Origin of the sequence: Qipengyuania sp. MTN3-11, assembly GCF_042851825.1 — a bacterium.
Lineage (GTDB): Bacteria > Pseudomonadota > Alphaproteobacteria > Sphingomonadales > Sphingomonadaceae > Qipengyuania.
In genome coordinates this window covers 393,995-411,013 of record NZ_BTGM01000002.1, presented here as the reverse complement: position 1 = coordinate 411,013, position 17,019 = coordinate 393,995, and the positions used below count along the sequence as shown (strand labels likewise).

Genomic DNA, 17,019 nt, shown 5'->3' with positions numbered 1-17,019 from the left:
CTAATGAAATCTACCGTCGCTTCGGTTCTGGCCAGCCTTTTCGTCGCCCAGACCGCACTGGCTCAGGACCCGACGCCGCCTTCGCCCAACCCGGTGGAGGAGCAGGAAGTCGACGCCTCGCAGGAGGAAGGGCCGGAGGAGGGCAGCGGTGCCGAAGCGACGACTAGCCCGGTCGATCCGCAGGCAACCCCCGAAGAAGATACCGAATGGGACATCACCGCCCCGCGCGGCGCGACGATCCGTCAGGTGCCGATCCGCACGGACGAGGGCACCTGGATGGACGTTGACGTTTCCCCCGACGGACGCACGCTCGCTTTCAGCCTGCTCGGCGACATCTACACCATGCCGATCGCCGGCGGCACCCCGACCCGCATCGCCGAGGGGCTTGCATGGGAGATACAGCCGCGTTTCTCTCCCGACGGACGGCGGATCGCCTTTACCTCGGACCGCAACGGTGCCGACAACATCTGGCTGATGAATATCGACGGTGCCGACAAGAAGCAGGTCACGAAGGAGAATTTCCGCCTCCTCAACAATCCGACCTGGAGCCCCGACGGGCGCTATATCGCGGCGAAGAAGCATTTCACCACCGCACGATCTGCCGGCACAGGCGAGATCTGGCTCTATCACGTTTCGGGTGGCGGCGGCGTAGCCATGGTCGAACGCGCCAACGAGGACTTGCAGAAGGAATTGGGGGAGCCGGTCTATTCCCCCGACGGGGAAGCGATCTACTACACCCGCAACGTCTCGCCCGGTAACACCTTCATCTACGCGCAGGATTCCCTCCAGAGCCTGTTCGAGATCGAGCGCTTCGATCTTGCGACAGGCGAGGTCACCACCGCGATCTCGGGATACGGTGGATCGGTTCGTCCGCAGCCATCTCCGGACGGGACCCGACTTTCCTTCGTGCGCCGCGACAAGGACCAGTCACAGCTGTGGGTGAAGGACCTCGCTACCGGCGTCGAGACGATGATTTACGACGCGCTGGACCTCGATTTGCAGGAGACCTGGGCGGTCTACGGGGTCTATCCGGCGATGGACTGGACCCCCGACAGCCGCGAGATCGTATTCTGGGCAGGCGGCAAGCTGCGTCGCATCGCCGCGGAGGGTGGTGAAGCGGAGACAATACCCTTCCGTATCGACGATACCCGTGGCGTCGCGGACGCGCCGCATCCGGTGATCCCGGTTGCGCCCGACAGCTTCACCACCGCTATGCCCAAATTCGCCTCGCTCTCACCCGACGGCAGCCGGATCGTCTTCGAAAGTCTCGGCAAGCTCTACGTCAAGCCGGCGAGCGGTGGTGAGCCACGCCGGCTGACCAGCCAGGACGAGGCACTGGAACTGTGGCCAGCGTGGTCGCGCGACGGCAATCGCCTGGCCTGGGTCCGCTGGACCGATGCCGGGCTCGGGCAGATCGTCGTCGCCGATGCCGACGGACGCAACGTGCGCACGGTAACCAGCCAGCGCGGCCACTATGCCGTTCCGCGATTTTCCCCCGACGGGCGGACGCTCGTATTCGAGAAGCGCGAGGGCGGATTTCTCCTTTCGCCCGAGTATTCGGAAAATCGGGGGGTGTACCGTGTGGCGGTCTCCGGCGGCACGCCCGAGCTTATCTCGCGAGGCAATTCCGATCCGCAGTTCGGCGCCGCGAACGATCGGGTGTTCATGCTCGGCAGCGAAGGGGGCAAGCTTCAGCTCCTCTCGAGCGATCTCAACGGCGAGGCCCGGCGGGTTCATGCCCAGGGCGAGCTTGCCAACGACTTCCGCGTCGCCCCGAACGGCGAATATTTCGCTTTCCGCCAGAATTACGAAGTCTTCGCCATGCCGCTGATGCCAGGTGGGCAGGCAGTCGCGGTCGACGAGACCGCCAGCTCGCTCCCCACGGTGAGGGCGAGCGAGGGCGGAGCCGACTACATCGGCTGGGCCGACGGCGGCGACACGCTCTACTGGTCAATGGGGCCGACGCTCTATCGGGCTTCCACCGCGGCGATGTTCGACCGTGCGCCGGCGGCGGAGGGTGCCGCGAAGTTCGCCCAGCCGACCACCGGTGTTTCGCTCGCGCGCACCGTGCGTGCAGCGAAGCCGAATGGTACTGTCGCGATTACCGGCGCACGCATTCTGACCATGGCGGGCGAGGGTGCCGGCGCGATCGAGGATGGCACGATCGTGATCGAAGGCGACCGGATCGCCGCGATCGGGCCGTCCGGCAGCGTTACGATACCGGCAAACGCCCGGCGCGTGGATGCCGCTGGCCGCACGATCATGCCCGGTCTGATCGATGCGCATGCACATGGACCCTACGGTCAGGGCGATCTGGTCCCGCAACAGAACTGGTCGGCAGTGCAGAACCTGGCTCTGGGATCGACGACGATCCACGACCCGTCGAGCCAGGCGAGCACCGTGTTCGCCGCTGGCGAAAGGCAGCGTGCGGGCATGTATCTGGGCCCGCGCACCTTCTCGACCGGCGAGATCGTCTACGGAGCGAAGGCAGCCGGGGTCTATGCCCGGATCGACGATTACGACGATGCGCTGGCGCATGTCCGGCGCATCAAGTCGCAAGGCGGCATCTCGATCAAGAACTACAACCAGCCGCGGCGCGAACAGCGCCAGCAGGTGGTCGCCGCTTCGCGCGCGGAGAACATGCTGGTGGTGGCAGAAGGCGGATCGCTGTTCGGCATGGATCTGAACCTGATCGCCGATGGCAATTCGACGCTGGAGCACAATATCCCGGTCGACGTGATGTACGAAGACGTGCTGCAGTTCTTCGGCCAGAGCCAGACCAACTATACCCCAACCCTGGCGGTGACCTATGGCGGGCTTGCCGGCGATCCGTACTGGCGGCAGGCGACCGATGTCTTCGACAATCCGCTCCTGGTCCACACTCCACCGAAGCAATTGCTGGCTGAAACCGCGAGGCGCACCACGGCGCCGGAATGGGCATTCGTCGACGACAATTCGGCCCGCGAGGCCAAGAAGCTCGCGGATCGCGGGGTCAAGGTCAGCATCGGCGCGCATGGCCAGCAGACGGGCATCGCGGCGCATTGGGAGCTGTGGAGCTTCGTGCGCGGCGGCATGTCGCCGGTCGAAGCGTTGCGCGCGGGGACCATCGAGCCGGCGCGTTCGCTGGGCATGGAACGCGACATCGGCAGCCTCGAGGTCGGCAAGCTCGCCGATCTGATCATCCTGACCGCGGACCCGTCAGAGGACATCAGCAATTCCGACGATATCGAACGCGTCATGCTCGGCGGCCGGCTCTACGATGCGCGGACGATGAACGAGGTCGTCACCGGCGATGCGCGGCGCCTGCCCTATTGGTGGGAATAGGACGCCTCAGCCAGCCGCGCGGACGTGGCCGAGGAATTCGTCCACCCGGAGCCGAAGCCGGGAGGCCTGCTCCTCGAGTTCGGTAGCGGAACCGAGAACCTGGCCCGCGGCGGCACCGGCCGCAAGGGAGGTCTCGCGCACCTGCGCCACGCTCTCCGTAACCTCGTCGGAACCGCGTGCGGCAAGATCGATGCTGTGGGCAAGGTCCTGGCCGGCGACCGATTGCTGATCGACGGCGCTGGCGATGGATATCGCCGTGGTTTCCAGCTGCTTGATCTGATCGCCGATGGCCCTGAGCGCACCGACGCTGGCCCCGGTCGAATCCTGCATCTCCCGAATCTGCTGCGCGACTTCCTCGGTCGCCTTGCTGGTCTGCATCGCGAGTTCCTTGACCTCGCTGGCGACCACCGCGAATCCCTTGCCCGCTTCTCCGGCGCGCGCGGCTTCGATGCTGGCGTTGAGTGCGAGGAGATTGGTGCGCTGGGCGATTGCATGAATCAGTTCGACGATCTGGCCGACCTGATCGGCGGAGCTTGCGAGCGTGGAGATCGTCTCGTCCGCACCCGCGGCCGCTTCGGTCGCCTTGCGGGCCAGATCGGCGGAATTGGTCGCCTGGCGGCTGATCTCGCCGATCGACATGGCGAATTCGTCCGATGCCGCAGCCGCGGCAGTCACGCCCTTGGAAGCCTGCTCCATCGAATTGGCCACCTGAGTGGTCTGGGATGCCGCCTGATCGGCAGCCGCGGCCATCGCGCTGGCGGTGGACTTGAGCTGGCTCGAAGCCGAAGCGACGCCGCCTACCACCTCGCCGATATTGCTCTCGAACTGGCTCGCCAGGCGGGCGAGTTCCTCCTTGCGCAGATCGGCGGTCGCCCTGCGGGTCGCAAACAGCTCGTTGAGTTTGTGTCCGGACTGTACGAAGACCTTGAACGATCGGGCCAGGTCCCCGATCTCGTCGCGCCGCGATAGGCCTGTTACCTCGATATCAAGCCCGCCCTTCGCAAGCCGTTCCATCTGTCCCGAGATTGCCAGGAAGGGTTCGATGATCTGGCGCTCGATGAAGACGAGGCTCGCCAGGCCGAGCGTCAGGGCGACGGCCGTCAGGCCCACGATGCCAAACCGAGCCGTGTCCGCCCATGCCGGCTCGCTCAGCCCCAAAAGTCCCAGCGCGGCGACACAGGCCATCCCTCCCAGGGAGAACAACGAAGCGATCCTAGCCTTCTCGCGCAGACTGCGCGCCATGAACCACCGGCCAAGGGCCGAACTTCTTCCTTCAGCTTCGACCTTTGCGATCGGCACGACGTCAATCTCGCGGCGAATTTCGTCCAATACCCCGGTCTGAGCGTTCATGTCGTGATCCCGTATGTCCCGGACCGCCTTGTGCCGCATCAAGGTTGATTTGGGGTTAAGTGCCTAGATCAGGCCGCGCTTGCCTCGCCACGGGGTGCGTCGGTCACCTTGGGCAAGGGGCGAGTGGCATCGACCTGGGGCAACGGCCCGGCCACATCGACACGCCGCCCCAGGTACTGCGCGATCTCGCTGGCCGGCATGGCCTTGAAATAGAGCCAACCCTGGATGGTATCGCATCCTGCCGCGCGGACCATCTCGGCCTGCTCGCACGTTTCGACGCCTTCGGCCGTCACGCCCATGTTCATGGCGCGCGCAACGGTGATCGACGAAAGCATCATCGCGCGGCTGCCGTCGTCTCGGCTCGCCTGCTCAACGAGGCTGCGGTCGAGTTTGAGCTTTTCGAAGCGGAATTGGCGCAGGAACCCGAACGAGGCGTAGCCGGTGCCGAAATCATCGAGCACCACCTTCACTCCGAAGCCCCGCACAACGGCCAGGCTGCGTTCGGCAACGGCGGGATCGACCACCAGGCAGGTTTCGGTGATTTCCAGTTCCAGCCGCTGCGCATCGAAGCCGGTTTCCTCGAGAATCTGGCCAAGCTGCACCGGAAACTCGGGATTGCGCAATTGGGCCGCCGAAATGTTCACCGACAGCTTGATGCCGCCCCATGCCAGCGCATCGCGGCATGCACGCCGCAGCACCCATAGACCGATGGGATTGATCAGACCCGAAGTCTCCGCGGCGGGGATGAAGACTCCCGGTCCTATCGCCTTGCCATCGGGGCGGTTCCATCGAATGAGCGATTCAACCGCCACCACCCGGCTGCTCTCACAATCGACCAGCGGTTGGTAGTGGAGGTCGAATTCCTGATTGGCGAGCGCGCTGCGAAGCTGGTCGTCCAGTTTGCGCATCTTCTCGCGGTTGCGGTCGAATTCGGGGCTGAACCAGGTGCAGCGGCCCCGGCCGCCACGCTTGGACGCGTACATCGCCACATCGGCGCGGCGCAGCATTTCCGAGGAATCGATCTCCGTTTCGCAGGCGCTGCGGGTGAGGCCGATACTGGCACCGAGCGTCAACCGACGTTCGTCGACCCGGACAGGTGCCGCCAGGCGCTCGACCACTTTGCGGCAAAGACCCTCCAGGATCGTGCCAGACAGCGGGCCGGCCCTCAGCAGTGCGAATTCGTCGCCGCCGAGCCGATAGATGTGCGCTTCCGAACCGCAAATGTCGATCAGGATCGCTCCGCATTCGCGGATCGTCGCATCACCGATCTGGTGACCGTAATGATCGTTGACCAACATGAAGCCGTCGAGGTCGATCAGTGCGATGGCCATCTCGCGCCCGTCGACCGCCAGCCGGCGATAGTCGGCGTGCAGGGCCCGCCGGTTGGGAAGGCCGGTGAGCGTATCGGCAAGTCCCAGCTTCGCGATCGCGCTGGCCTGGCGCAAGCCCCTGATGATCAACGCGCCGGCCGCGATGGCGAACAGCAAGGTGCCCACCCCGATGATCGAAGCCACCGGCGCAAATCGGACGCTGTCGTCGAGTAGAAGCGCCCCGATCGTCAGTGCGAAGATTATCGACAGAATGGCGACCGGCGCGAACACCATCGTTCGCGGCGCAACACCATCGGCGGGGGTCGGTCCTGCCACGCGAAACTCCTTGGCCAAAGCCACAGCCTCTCCGGCACTAGCCTTGGCTTCCATAAGGATCGGTAAACGGCGCATTTACCCGTGTTGCCTTCTGCTGACCGGGTACGGCTTCATCCGGCCGCGGAGCGCGGATGACGGAAGGCGGAAGCATAGCGCAGCGGGCAAGGCACGAAGAAGGACGCGCCGCAGTCTCCCGGATCGAAGCGTTCGGTCTGCCCGACCACGGTTTCTCCGGCGCCGAGCATCAGCCATCCGTCGCCGGCGGTCGCGGCCGCAAGGCGGTCGAAAGCCCGCACCCGGGTAGCGCGGTCGAAATACAGCAGGACGTTGCGGCACAGCACGAGGTCGAAACGCCCCGGTGACGGCGGTGCGTCGAGAATATTGCGTTGCTGGAAGCGCAGCATCGACATGATGCGATCGCTTGCCTGCCAGCCTGCGCCCGTTTCGATGAAAAACTCGAGCATCTGCGATACGCCGATCCCGCGCTGAATTTCGAACTGGGAATAAAGTCCCTGCCGGGCTGCCTCGATCGCGCTTTTCGACACGTCGGTCCCGACGATATCGATCAGCCATCCCTTCCAGCGATTCGGCTGGGTGGCGAATATCATCGCCAGCGACAGGACCTCCTGTCCGGTCGAACACCCGGCCGACCAGATCGACAGGCGTTTGCTGGCCGAACGCTTGAGCGCCAGATCCGGCAGGACGGTATCCGCCAATGTGTTGAAATTGGGCTGATCGCGAAAGAAGTAGGTCTCGTTGTTGAGCAGCGCTTCGGCGACCTCGTTCTCCAGCGCACTCTCGTCGGGGTCGGCAAGGAGGCAGGCAAGCTGATCGACATTGCGGATGCCGCGCGCACGAAACACACCGGAGAGGGCCGACGGCACCCGCCACAGGCGATTTTCGGTCAGCTCCTGTCCGGTCTTTCTGGCAAGCAGTTCGGCAATGATGCGGATCGATGCGTCGTTCAACTCCACGCTGCGTCACCAGCGGAGGCCGCGACCTGCTCGGCGAGGTCCCCCGGCGGAAGAATGGCACTCGCAAGGCCACTCTCGATCACGCCGCGCGGCATGCCCCAGACGGCGCTGCTGGCTTCGTCCTGCGCATAGATCGCCCCGCCGGCTTCAGCGACGATTTTTGCGCCTTGGCTGCCGTCGCGACCCATCCCCGAAAGAACCACTGCGGCGACGTGCCCGTTGTAGGCTTCGCAGAGCGTTTCCAGCATCGGATCGACCGACGGCATGCAGCCACTCTCGACCCGGTGATGCGCAAGACCGGTGACTACACGTCCGGCGAGCTTGCGGGCGATCAAATGTCCGTGACCGGGTGCGATAATAATCTTTCCGCGCTCGATCGGAGTTCCCTCATCGGCGAGGAGCGCGGGGCGCCCCGCAGCAGTTTCCATTTGTCGGGCGAAGACCGGGATGAAGCTTTCGGGAAGATGCTGGGTGATCAAAATCGGCAGATCGAAGGCGGCCGGAAGTTTGCGCAGAAAGAGATTGAGCGCATGGATGCCGCCGGTCGAGGCGCCGATCGCCACGACGTGGGGACGCTTCCGGCTCGATATTGCCTGGGGTGCGGCGGCATGCAACGCCGGCTCGCCTTCCACACTCGTGTTCTTCGCCGTTCCGAGGGCGCGGATCTTGCCGAGAAGGGTTTCGCGGTATTCCTCGTTGAAGCCGCCAGGTCGCGGCTTGAGCATCGTGTCCGCAGCCCCGATCGACAGCGCCGAAAGGGTCGCCTTGGCACCGGTCTCGGTCAGCGAGGAGACCACCAGAACCCGAGCGCCGGCGGAACCTTTCAGAATCGCGGGCAGGGCTTCGAGACCACCCATACCCGGCATTTCCAGGTCGAGCAGGATGACGTCCACCGCCGTAGTTCGCAGGTGAACGAGCGCCTTTTCCGCGGTTTCCGCCTGAGCGACGACGGTAAGATCGGGTTCGCTGGAAATCATGCGGGAAAAGACGGTGCGCACGGTCAGCGAATCGTCGACCAGCATCACCTTCACGGCATCTGCCGCGACCGCGGGCTTGCGATCGGGTTCGACCGCGGGAGCGGCCGCCCGGACAATGGAGGAAGGGCGAAGGACGGCAGCCATTTTCGCTTCCCTCAGGCCATGCCGACGAGCTGAAGCTTTATCTGCAACGTCTCGTGGTCGAAGGGTTTCATCACATATTCGTCGGCCCCGGCATTGATCGCCTGGCGGATATGCGCAACGTCGTTTTCGGTGGTGCAGAAGACGACCTTTGGCTTGTCGCCCCCCTCGCACTGGCGCAGTTTGGTGATGAACTCGATTCCCGTCATCACCGGCATGTTCCAGTCGAGCAGAATGACATCGGGCATCGCCGCGATGCATTTGTCGAGACCGAGCTTGCCGTTTTCGGCTTCGTCGACCGAGAAACCCAGCGTTTCGAGGATATGACGCGATACCTTCCGGATCACGCGCGAATCGTCGATGACGAGACAGGTTTTCATTTCTGCGCCCTTGTTAGGTTCCACCGCGTCCGCATCTAGTCCGCACCTGTAACCAATCCTTTAAGCCGCCGCCTTCATCGGTCCCGCGATCAGTTTTTCGATGGCCACGACCAACGCCGGACCGGTGGCGGTCTCGACCATGCCCTCGGCGACCCGGTTCCAGATTTCGCCGAAGCCGCCGGGTAGAATTTCGGGCTCGGTTTCGGCCTCTTCGACATCGGATGCGTCTTCGAGCAGCAGCGCATAGGCATGGCCTTCCTGTTCGACCACTGCGGCGCGCATGCCCGAAATTTCGCCGGCAGGCCCGAACCCCAGGGAGCTGCGGCAATCGATCACCGTCAGCACCTGGCTGCGCAGGGCGGTGAGGCCCACGACATGGTCCGGCGACCGCGGGATCGGAATGATCGTGTCGACATCGATAACGGAACGGACGCGCAGTGCGGGAACGGCGACGCGGCGCCCGGCGATCCAGCACATCAGCAGCAGCTGGCTCATTCGTCGCCTCCCCTTCCTGCTTGCCGCAGCGCGGCGTCAAGGCCGTTGCGGTCGTAACGGTAGATGGTGTCGCTGCCGTCCGGTTCGGCTTCGGCACGCAGGCGGATCACCGTCGAGGCGCCGGAAATCTCGTCGTCCGGCCTCCGACCCATGACGATTGCCACATCGGCCTCGCGATCCTCATCCGTGGCGACGCGGTATCCGGCGCTCGCAACCAGCGGTGCGAGGATCGTACGGGCCCATTCGCTTTCGTCCGGAAGGCGGCAGACGAGGTCTTGTCCGGCGCGCGGCGGTGACTGATACCGGGCGAAGAGCGCATGGCCATCGATCAGGGGCACGGGCGTTCCTTCGACCAGCGCCACGCCGTCGAAAGCAGGGTCCTCGACGCTCGGAACGATCTCTCCGGAAATCTCCACCGAGTCCCGGACGTCCGCGACGGCATAGGCGATTTCGGTTTCGCCATCGCCGAGACGCAGCAGGCGGCAACGGCCTTCCGGCAACGGGCCGTCGTCGTGGCCGGCGAGCGTAACGAGGGCTCCGTCGATGACGACCTGCGCCCGGCGACCGTCGACATCGATCGCGGCGCGCTCGACCGTATCGATCCGCCGCACGAGTTCGAGACGAACCGCGCGCGCACGACCGTCTAGCGCGGTGAAGAGCATGGCCGGCAGCGTAGGTTCGGGCGACGCCGCCATAGCCTCCCCCCTTCGCCCGGCAGCATGCGCTGTGTCGCTGGTGAGGCCGAGCGAATTGGCGATGTTGGGCATATCGAGCAGCAGCATCGGCCGGCCGTCGTCGAGCAAGGTCGTGCCCGAGTATAGGCCGCTGTCCATGATGGCCGGGGCGAGCGGCTTCACTACCACGTCCTCGTGATCGAAGACCTCGTCGACCGCGAGCGCGAATGTCTCTCCGGTGGCGAGCCGGACCAGAACCAGCCGCTTTCCCCTCGAGTCCCCGGTGTCTTCCAGACCGAGCACTTCCTTCAGCGCGATGCACGGTACGCGCCGGTCGCGAAAGGTAACAAGTGGGCGATCCCCTGCGACCGCGATCCCCTCGTCTAAGCTCTCGGCGAAGACGATTTCTTCGACGTATCCACGCGGTATGGCGTAGCGGTGTGCGCCGCAGCCGACCGTGAGAGCGGCGATCATGCTGAGCGTCAGTGGGAGCTTGATGTGAAAGCGGGTGCCTTCTCCCGGGCTGCTCGCAAGTTCGATCGACCCGCCGACCTTTTCGATATTCGCGCGGACCACGTCCATCCCGACCCCGCGACCCGAAACCGCGCTGACTTGTTCCGCGGTCGATAGCCCGGGGGCAAAAACCAGGTGGAGTTTGCTTTCCTCCGACATGCTCTCGATTTCCGCCGGAGTATGAATCCCGGCAGCAATTGCCTTGGCCGCCAGCTGCTCGGCGTCGATACCCCGCCCGTCGTCCTCGACGACCAGGCTGATCCGGTTGCCCGCCTGCCGGGCAGCGAAACGCAGCATGCCGATCTCGCGCTTTCCTGCGGCCCGTCTCTCCCACGGCGTTTCGATTCCATGGTCGAGGGCGTTGCGGACGATGTGGGTTAGCGGGTCGCGGATGATTTCGAGCATCTCGCGGTCCAGTTCGACATCGCCGCCCTCGAAATCGACCATGACCTGTTTATCGAGTTCGTTGGCGAGATCCCGCACCATGCGGGGGAAAGTCCCGAACAGATGTTCCAGCCGCTGCATCCGCATCCGGGTGATCGCCTCGCGGACCTCGGCGAGGATCCCGGACAGCCGGTCGAAGGGTGCATCGACCTCGGCCCGGTTACCGTTCTCGCGCAACCGCCGGGCGAGGTCGTTGCGCGCCAGCACCAGGTCGGAAACGCCCTTCATCACGTCATCGAGGAGGCCGACTGGCAGGCGGATCGAGCGCTGCGCTGATGCGGAACGGCCGGAGGGCTCCGGATCGCTGCCCTTCGGCGAAGGAATGACCGGGACGACGGCTTCCCCCTCGTTCTCCGCCGCCAGAGCGTCGACGAGCGCGCGATCCTCGCCCTCATCGATGGCTTCGCCGGCCTCGATCATGTCGGTGAGCGCGCCGATGCGGTCGATCACCGCCAGCACTGCGCTGACGAGCGCGCGATCGGGTCGTCGCCGACCCGCACGGCAATCGGCCAGGGCATCCTCCGCGGCATGGCTGAGCCGTTCGAGCCGCGGGAAGTCGAAGAAGCCGCAATTGCCCTTGACGGTGTGGACGAAGCGGAAGATCGCATCGAGACGTGCTTCGTCGCCCGGATCCGCTTCCCAGGCGACGATCTCGCCGGCGATCGCTTCCAGCATCTCGCGCGTCTCGGCGATGAAATCCGCCAGCAGATCGTCCATTGCCCGCATGCCCCGCTACATATCGCAGCGGCTATGGCGGATGATGGTTAACGAAGCGTGATGCGCTCGGCTATCGCGTCGCGCCCGGAGCGCGGGAGAGGATCCGCCAGACGACGAAACCCGCCAACGCGCCGCCGGCGAGGTTGGCGACCAGTTCCGCAGCATATATCGCCACCGCGCCCCAAGAATCGCGAAGCAGCCAGCCGAAGGGCAGCATGACCAGAAACACGCGCGCCGCGCTCTGAGCCAGGGCGTGGCCGGCGTGGTCGACCGCGTTGAGCGCGCCATTGGCCGTGATCAGCAGACCGAAGCCGGCATAGCCCCAGACCGAGATCGCGAGATAGGCGGCGAATTGTTCTACCACCGCCGGGTCTTCGGTGAACAAGGCTGCGAACCGCTCTCCGAACGCGAACAGGACGATGGCGGTCAGGAGGCCATAGGCAAGGCTGAAGCCGGCCGTGTAGCGCATCGCCCGCCGCGATCTTTCGGGCAGGCCCGCTCCCCAGTTCTGGCCGACGATCGCACCGATCGACCCCGAAAGGCCGAGCAACGGGACGACCGCGAAGCTCTGCAGGCGCCCCGCCGCGCCGAACCCGGCGACCGCCGCCTCGCCCTGAGAAGCCAGCAGCGCGGTGAGGACCGAGAGGCCGATCGGGTTGATGGCGTTGGAAAAGGCCGCCGGGCCCGCGACCCGGAGGATCGCGCCGCTCGATTCCTTGACGTTGCAGCGCGCTATGAGGGCGGGGCTGACCGGCAACGGCGTGCGGGAAATCAGCCACAGCGCCAGAGCTGCGGCAAGGGCGAACCCGGCGATCGTGGCATAGGCGGCTCCGGCGATGCCGAAGCCTTCGAACCCCAGTCCGCCGGTAATCAGCAGCGGATCGAGCACCCAGTTGGCCGCGGCATAGGTGATCGAGACGTAGGAGGTCATCCGCGCCTCCCCCTGTCCTCGCAACACGCCGTTCAGCCCCATCTGCAGTAGCAGCACTGGGAGGCCCAGCGCATAGGGCCGCATGTATTCACGGATCAGCGGCAACAGCGCGTCGGAGGCCTGCATAAGCCGGAACAGCGGGTCGAGCAGGACAAAAAGCAGCAGGCCCATCACCGTTCCGACGACCAATGCGAACAGCGCGCCGAAATTGGCGAGCCGCGCCGCCCGGTCCTGCGCGCCCGCGCCCAGCGCCCGGGCGATCACCGAATTGATCCCGACCATCACCCCGACACCGAGGCTGGAGATGGCAATGGTGATCGGGAAGATGAAGGCGACCGCCGCAAGCTCGCTGCTGCCCAGTCTACCGATGAAATAGGCGTCGATCAGTCCGACCGACATGATCGCCGCGACCCCGAGGATCATCGGCAGGGTCTGGGTGACGAGATGCCCGCGGATGCTCCCGCGCGTCAGTTTGGCCGCCTCGCTCACGCCGGGCCGGTAGCCCGGTGGCGAGCGCTTGCCTAGCCTGCGCCGAAATGGGATATCGCCGGCCATGCCCGGCATGACAGTCAACGGCCGCCCGGTCGAATTCCTGATGGCCCCGGAAACCCCGCTGCTGTGGGCGCTGCGCGATGCCGCCAACCTCACCGGGACCAAATACGGCTGCGGCGAGGGGGATTGCGGGGCCTGCATGGTCCATGTCGACGGCGAGGCGCTGCGATCCTGCTTGATCACCATCGCCGAAGCGGAGGGGCGTTTCGTCACAACGATCGAAGGGCTGAGCCGCGATCGTTCGCATCCCGTCCAGCAGGCGATGGTCGCCGAGCAGGCGATCCAGTGCGGATTCTGCACGCCGGGCATCGTCATGGCTGCCGCGGCGCTGCTGAGGGACAATGCCTCCCCCAGCCAGGAAGAGATCGAAGCGGCGATCCCGAACCTGTGCCGCTGCGGTGTCTATCCGCGGCTGATCCGCGCGGTCGAGCGCGCCGCTCGTGTCGCCCGGCGCCGCGAAACGATCAGCGCCGCGCCGGCCCCCGGCATCAGCGCGGAAGACGCCGCACGCGAGGTGCCGGCGATCACCGTTCCCGAGGAATGAGGCACGTTGCGCAGGAACGCCAGCGGGCTATGAAGCTGCGCGAATAGGAGGTCCGACATGAAAGCCACGATCTGGCACAATCCGAAATGCGGTACATCGCGCAAGACGCTGGCGATCCTGGAGAACCTGGCGGATGTGGACCTCGAAGTGGTAGAATATCTGAAGACCCCGCCGAGCCGGGAGAAGCTGGAGCAGCTCTATCGCGATGCCGGGATCGCGCCGCGGGACGGCCTGAGGCTGCGCGGCACCGACGCAAAAGAGCGCGGCTTGCCGGACGCCGATGCCGATACGCTGCTCGAAGCGATGGCGGCGGATCCGATCCTGATCGAACGCCCGCTGGTCGAGACCGAGAAGGGCGTCCGTCTCTGCCGGCCGCAGGACCGGGTGCTCGAGATCCTCTAACGGCGGGTGCGGGTGAGCTCGCTGTCGCGCTGGAGGTTGGGCCAGCCGTAGGCGAAAACTCCGGCGCACAGCGCGAAGATCAGCCCGAACCCCAGCCAGTCCGAATGGTTGTAGAGCCACACGCCCAGCGCCGGGGCATAGATATAGCTCGCCCCGGCGACGGAAGCGGTGATCCCCGACGCCTGGCCCTGTTCGGCCCGCGTGACGGCCAGCGAGGTGCCCGAGGTCATGCCCGGCCGAAACAGCCCGAAGCCGAGCGAGGCGATGGCGAAGGCGAGGGCGATGGTATGGATCTGATCTGCGATACCCAGCATCGCCACGCCGCAGCCGGCGACCGCGATGCCGCTCAGCGTCGCCGCGCGGGGACCCAGATGCAGCCGGGGGATCAAACCCCATTGGGCCAGCAGCGTGGCGATGGCGCCGCACATCAGCACCAGCCCGACCGGCCCGGTGCCCTGTGTCGGATCGTCGCGCAGCCCCAGCCGATCGAGCACCAGAAAGCCGGCGATCCCGAGCACCATCGCCTGGGCATGTCCGCCGAGCAGCCCGACCGTCACCCAGGGCCGCAGCCGCGGTTCCATCCACCGCAGCTTGTGCGGCTCGACCGGTTCCTCGTCGTCGTCCTCGTCCTCGAGTTCGTATTCGGTGGTCGAAGTGCTGGCATAGGGCGCATCGTAGGCGGCGCCGCGCCCTTCGAATTGCGGCACGTCGTTGGGCAGTCGCAGCCGCAGCGCGGTCAGCGCGATCGCACCGACCAGCGCGAAGCAGATGAAGGGGCCGGTAAGCCCGACCAGCGGCAACACCATCAGCGGGGCCAGGGCCGGGCCGATCACGGTGCCCAGTCCGAAGCTCGAGGCGATCAGCGACAGCGCCTCGGTCCGTTCGCTGCGCGGGGTGCGGGCGGCGACGTAGGCTTGCACCGCCGGGGGGGCGGCACTGCCGAAACCGCCGTAGAGGCTGCGCGCCGCGGCGAAGGCGATCAGCGCCCAGAACGCCGGCAGCACGCCTCCGAGGCCGAGCCACAGCGCCAGCCCGCACAGACTCATCGAAACGATGAAGCCCGACAAACCGACCGCCATCATCGCCTTGCGCCCCCGTTGGTCGGAGCGCTCGGCCCACATCGGCGCGCAGACCACCCACAGCAGCGCCGACCAGCTGTAGGCAAGGCTGATCCAGACATCATCGACATCGAGTGCCGTGCCGATCGACGGCATGACGGACTGCATCGCGGTGTTGCCTGCCGCCGTCACCAGCATCACCGTGAACAGCAGGGCCATGCGCTCGCGCGAAATCGTCCTCGGTCGCGCGCCGCTCCTGGGCGGGGGCGGGGGCGGGGCGATGATCGGGGGTGGATCGCTGTCGGCCATGGCTCCCCGACGCGCTACGCCTGGCGCGCGATGCTTGCAATGGGCGGGCGAAGCTGCGACCAGATCGCCTTTCGCGGGTGTAGGCCCGCGCTGCCAAGGGTTGCGTCTTGAACGAAGAATATGGTGCGCGAACGCTACGGCGCGCAGACTGGAAACGCCGGGCGAGCCGCTTTTTCGGCCAGTGGGGCGTCTTCTTTCGCGGCTTCGTCGAACATCCCCGGATGGTTGGCTCGATCATCCCGTCGTCGGATTACACGATCGAGGCGATGCTCGCCCCGGTCGACTGGCAGCGTTGCGAAGTTTTCGTCGAGTACGGCCCGGGTGTGGGCACATTCTGCCAGCCGGTGCTGGACCGGCTGCGGCGCGATGGGGCGCTGATCGTGATCGACACCAATCCGCTCTACATCGACTATCTGAAGCGCACGATCCGCGACAGCCGCTTCCATGCGGTGCTCGGCAGCGCGGCGGATGTGGAGGACATCGTCGCGGCGCATGGCCATGGCAGCGCGGATTATGTGCTTTCCGGCCTGCCGTTCTCGACCCTGCCGGACGGGGTTGGCCCGGTGATCGCTTCGGCTACCCACCGCGTCCTGCGAGAGGGCGGGGCCTTCATGGTCTATCAGTTCTCGGCCCGTGCGCGCGACTTCATGGCGCGGCATTTCCGCCGGATCGATGCCGGCTTCGAATGGCGCAACGTGCCGCCGTGCCGGCTTTTCTGGGGGTGGAAGGAATAGCCGACTATTCGCTTGCCGTGCGCGGCACCGAAGCGCCGCTGCGCGAAAGCTGTCGGTGAACCGAGGCGAGTATTGCGTAGGCGATCAGAGCGAATAGCGTGTTGAGCAAGCTCATCGCCACCGCGCTACCGATCAGCGCCGCGCTCTCGCCGAGGAGGGCCATCGCCAACCCGAGGATGAGCGAAAGCACCATGGAAAGCACGACCAGCGCGACCAGGAGAAGCAGGTAGAAGGCAAGCAGACGCAAGCTGTTCCCCTTGGTCAGCCGCCACGAGCGACGGAGTGCGGCGACCGGATTGGCGGTTCTCTCGATCGCGATCACGGGCGCGGCGAGCGAGAACTTGACCACCAGGTAAAGCATCGCCGGCAGGAACGCGATCACCAGCAGGCTTGCCACCGCGCGGCTCACCGCCAGGCCGATAGCAAGCGCCAGCAGCATCAACCCGATCATGATCGCGGCGATGATCAACTGGGCAGCGATCTGCGGCAGCAGGTATTTTCCCCCTCTCGCTATTGCCTGCCCGACGGTCGGCCGGCTCGCATCGCCCAACACCACGAGAACGGCCACAAGCCCGATCCCTTGGACGACCGCGAGAAGCAACAGGACCCACCAGTATTCGGCATAGAGGGCCTGCATCGCTTCCATCGCGGCGGCGAAATCGGGTTCGCCGCCGCCGCCGGTCGGCGTTTCAGGCTCGGGAAGGAACAGGCTGGTCGCGAGGTAGGGTAGAAAGAAGAACACCCCGCCGAGCACCACCAGCACCTCGCGATTCGCGGTCAGCATCCGGATCGCGCCGTCCCACGCGGCACTGAGATCGAGTTTCATTTTCCGTCGTCCTTCCTCGTCTGGCCTC

The 17,019-nt window shown here is 65.7% G+C and carries 14 protein-coding genes; 4 read left to right on the top strand and 10 right to left on the bottom strand.

Annotated elements, in window-relative coordinates; genetic code table 11:
- The first annotated feature begins 3 nt into the window (after positions 1–3).
- Positions 4–3,324, top strand: a complete 3,321-nt coding sequence (locus tag ACGHN1_RS09185; protein WP_390550555.1) for an amidohydrolase family protein — start codon at positions 4–6, stop codon at positions 3,322–3,324.
- A 6-nt stretch (positions 3,325–3,330) separates the two neighbouring features.
- Here the strand turns inward: ACGHN1_RS09185 and ACGHN1_RS09180 are convergent, their stop codons facing one another.
- The 8 genes from ACGHN1_RS09180 to ACGHN1_RS09145 form a co-directional block, all read right to left on the bottom strand.
- On the bottom strand, positions 3,331–4,674 hold the full coding sequence (locus tag ACGHN1_RS09180; RefSeq protein ID WP_390550553.1) for a methyl-accepting chemotaxis protein: 1,344 nt from the start codon (positions 4,672–4,674) through the stop codon (positions 3,331–3,333).
- A 68-nt stretch (positions 4,675–4,742) separates the two neighbouring features.
- Entirely contained in the window at positions 4,743–6,320 is a 1,578-nt protein-coding gene (locus tag ACGHN1_RS09175; RefSeq protein WP_390550551.1) for a putative bifunctional diguanylate cyclase/phosphodiesterase, read from the bottom strand.
- 110 nt (positions 6,321–6,430) lie between these two features.
- Positions 6,431–7,294: a CheR family methyltransferase gene (locus ACGHN1_RS09170; RefSeq protein ID WP_390550549.1), complete on the bottom strand. Its 864-nt coding sequence runs from the start codon at positions 7,292–7,294 to the stop codon at positions 6,431–6,433.
- Positions 7,285–8,415: a chemotaxis-specific protein-glutamate methyltransferase CheB gene (gene cheB / locus ACGHN1_RS09165; RefSeq protein WP_390550547.1), complete on the bottom strand. Its 1,131-nt coding sequence runs from the start codon at positions 8,413–8,415 to the stop codon at positions 7,285–7,287. Before cheB ends, ACGHN1_RS09170 begins: the two co-directional genes overlap by 10 nt.
- Positions 8,416–8,426: 11 nt before the next feature.
- Positions 8,427–8,792: a response regulator gene (locus ACGHN1_RS09160; RefSeq protein ID WP_390550545.1), complete on the bottom strand. Its 366-nt coding sequence runs from the start codon at positions 8,790–8,792 to the stop codon at positions 8,427–8,429.
- A 60-nt stretch (positions 8,793–8,852) separates the two neighbouring features.
- A complete protein-coding gene (locus ACGHN1_RS09155) occupies positions 8,853–9,287 on the bottom strand; it encodes a chemotaxis protein CheW (protein WP_390550543.1) in 435 nt (144 codons plus the stop codon).
- A complete protein-coding gene (locus ACGHN1_RS09150) occupies positions 9,284–11,635 on the bottom strand; it encodes a chemotaxis protein CheA (protein WP_390550541.1) in 2,352 nt (783 codons plus the stop codon). The genes ACGHN1_RS09155 and ACGHN1_RS09150 overlap by 4 nt, the downstream gene beginning before the upstream one ends.
- Before the next feature lie 70 nt (positions 11,636–11,705).
- Positions 11,706–13,121: an MATE family efflux transporter gene (locus ACGHN1_RS09145; RefSeq protein ID WP_390550539.1), complete on the bottom strand. Its 1,416-nt coding sequence runs from the start codon at positions 13,119–13,121 to the stop codon at positions 11,706–11,708.
- On the opposite strand from ACGHN1_RS09145, the gene ACGHN1_RS09140 reads away from it, so the two are divergent.
- A complete protein-coding gene (locus tag ACGHN1_RS09140) occupies positions 13,120–13,662 on the top strand; it encodes a (2Fe-2S)-binding protein (protein WP_390550537.1) in 543 nt (180 codons plus the stop codon). The two genes, ACGHN1_RS09145 and ACGHN1_RS09140, sit on opposite strands and share 2 nt — an antisense overlap.
- Positions 13,663–13,719: 57 nt before the next feature.
- Positions 13,720–14,064 (top strand): arsenate reductase (glutaredoxin), encoded by a 345-nt coding sequence (gene arsC / locus ACGHN1_RS09135; RefSeq protein ID WP_390550535.1) that lies wholly within the window; start codon positions 13,720–13,722, stop codon positions 14,062–14,064.
- Here arsC and ACGHN1_RS09130 read toward each other — a convergent pair.
- On the bottom strand, positions 14,061–15,431 hold the full coding sequence (locus ACGHN1_RS09130; RefSeq protein ID WP_390550533.1) for an MFS transporter: 1,371 nt from the start codon (positions 15,429–15,431) through the stop codon (positions 14,061–14,063). The two genes, arsC and ACGHN1_RS09130, sit on opposite strands and share 4 nt — an antisense overlap.
- 107 nt (positions 15,432–15,538) lie before the next feature.
- On the opposite strand from ACGHN1_RS09130, the gene ACGHN1_RS09125 reads away from it, so the two are divergent.
- Positions 15,539–16,165 (top strand): class I SAM-dependent methyltransferase, encoded by a 627-nt coding sequence (locus ACGHN1_RS09125; protein ID WP_390550531.1) that lies wholly within the window; start codon positions 15,539–15,541, stop codon positions 16,163–16,165.
- 4 nt (positions 16,166–16,169) lie between these two features.
- Here the strand turns inward: ACGHN1_RS09125 and ACGHN1_RS09120 are convergent, their stop codons facing one another.
- Entirely contained in the window at positions 16,170–16,991 is an 822-nt protein-coding gene (locus ACGHN1_RS09120; RefSeq protein ID WP_390550529.1) for a glycerophosphoryl diester phosphodiesterase membrane domain-containing protein, read from the bottom strand.
- Positions 16,992–17,019: the final 28 nt, after the last annotated feature.

Coding starts and splice junctions, on each gene's coding strand:
- cheB (WP_390550547.1), bottom strand. CDS start 8,415: ATGGCTGCCGTCCTTCGCCCTTCCTCCATTGTCCGGGCGGCCGCTCCC.
- ACGHN1_RS09180 (WP_390550553.1), bottom strand. CDS start 4,674: ATGAACGCTCAGACCGGGGTATTGGACGAAATTCGCCGCGAGATTGAC.
- ACGHN1_RS09160 (WP_390550545.1), bottom strand. CDS start 8,792: ATGAAAACCTGTCTCGTCATCGACGATTCGCGCGTGATCCGGAAGGTA.
- ACGHN1_RS09140 (WP_390550537.1), top strand. CDS start 13,120: ATGCCCGGCATGACAGTCAACGGCCGCCCGGTCGAATTCCTGATGGCC.
- ACGHN1_RS09120 (WP_390550529.1), bottom strand. CDS start 16,991: ATGAAACTCGATCTCAGTGCCGCGTGGGACGGCGCGATCCGGATGCTG.
- ACGHN1_RS09155 (WP_390550543.1), bottom strand. CDS start 9,287: ATGAGCCAGCTGCTGCTGATGTGCTGGATCGCCGGGCGCCGCGTCGCC.
- ACGHN1_RS09145 (WP_390550539.1), bottom strand. CDS start 13,121: ATGGCCGGCGATATCCCATTTCGGCGCAGGCTAGGCAAGCGCTCGCCA.
- ACGHN1_RS09130 (WP_390550533.1), bottom strand. CDS start 15,431: ATGGCCGACAGCGATCCACCCCCGATCATCGCCCCGCCCCCGCCCCCG.
- ACGHN1_RS09150 (WP_390550541.1), bottom strand. CDS start 11,635: ATGGACGATCTGCTGGCGGATTTCATCGCCGAGACGCGCGAGATGCTG.
- arsC (WP_390550535.1), top strand. CDS start 13,720: ATGAAAGCCACGATCTGGCACAATCCGAAATGCGGTACATCGCGCAAG.
- ACGHN1_RS09185 (WP_390550555.1), top strand. CDS start 4: ATGAAATCTACCGTCGCTTCGGTTCTGGCCAGCCTTTTCGTCGCCCAG.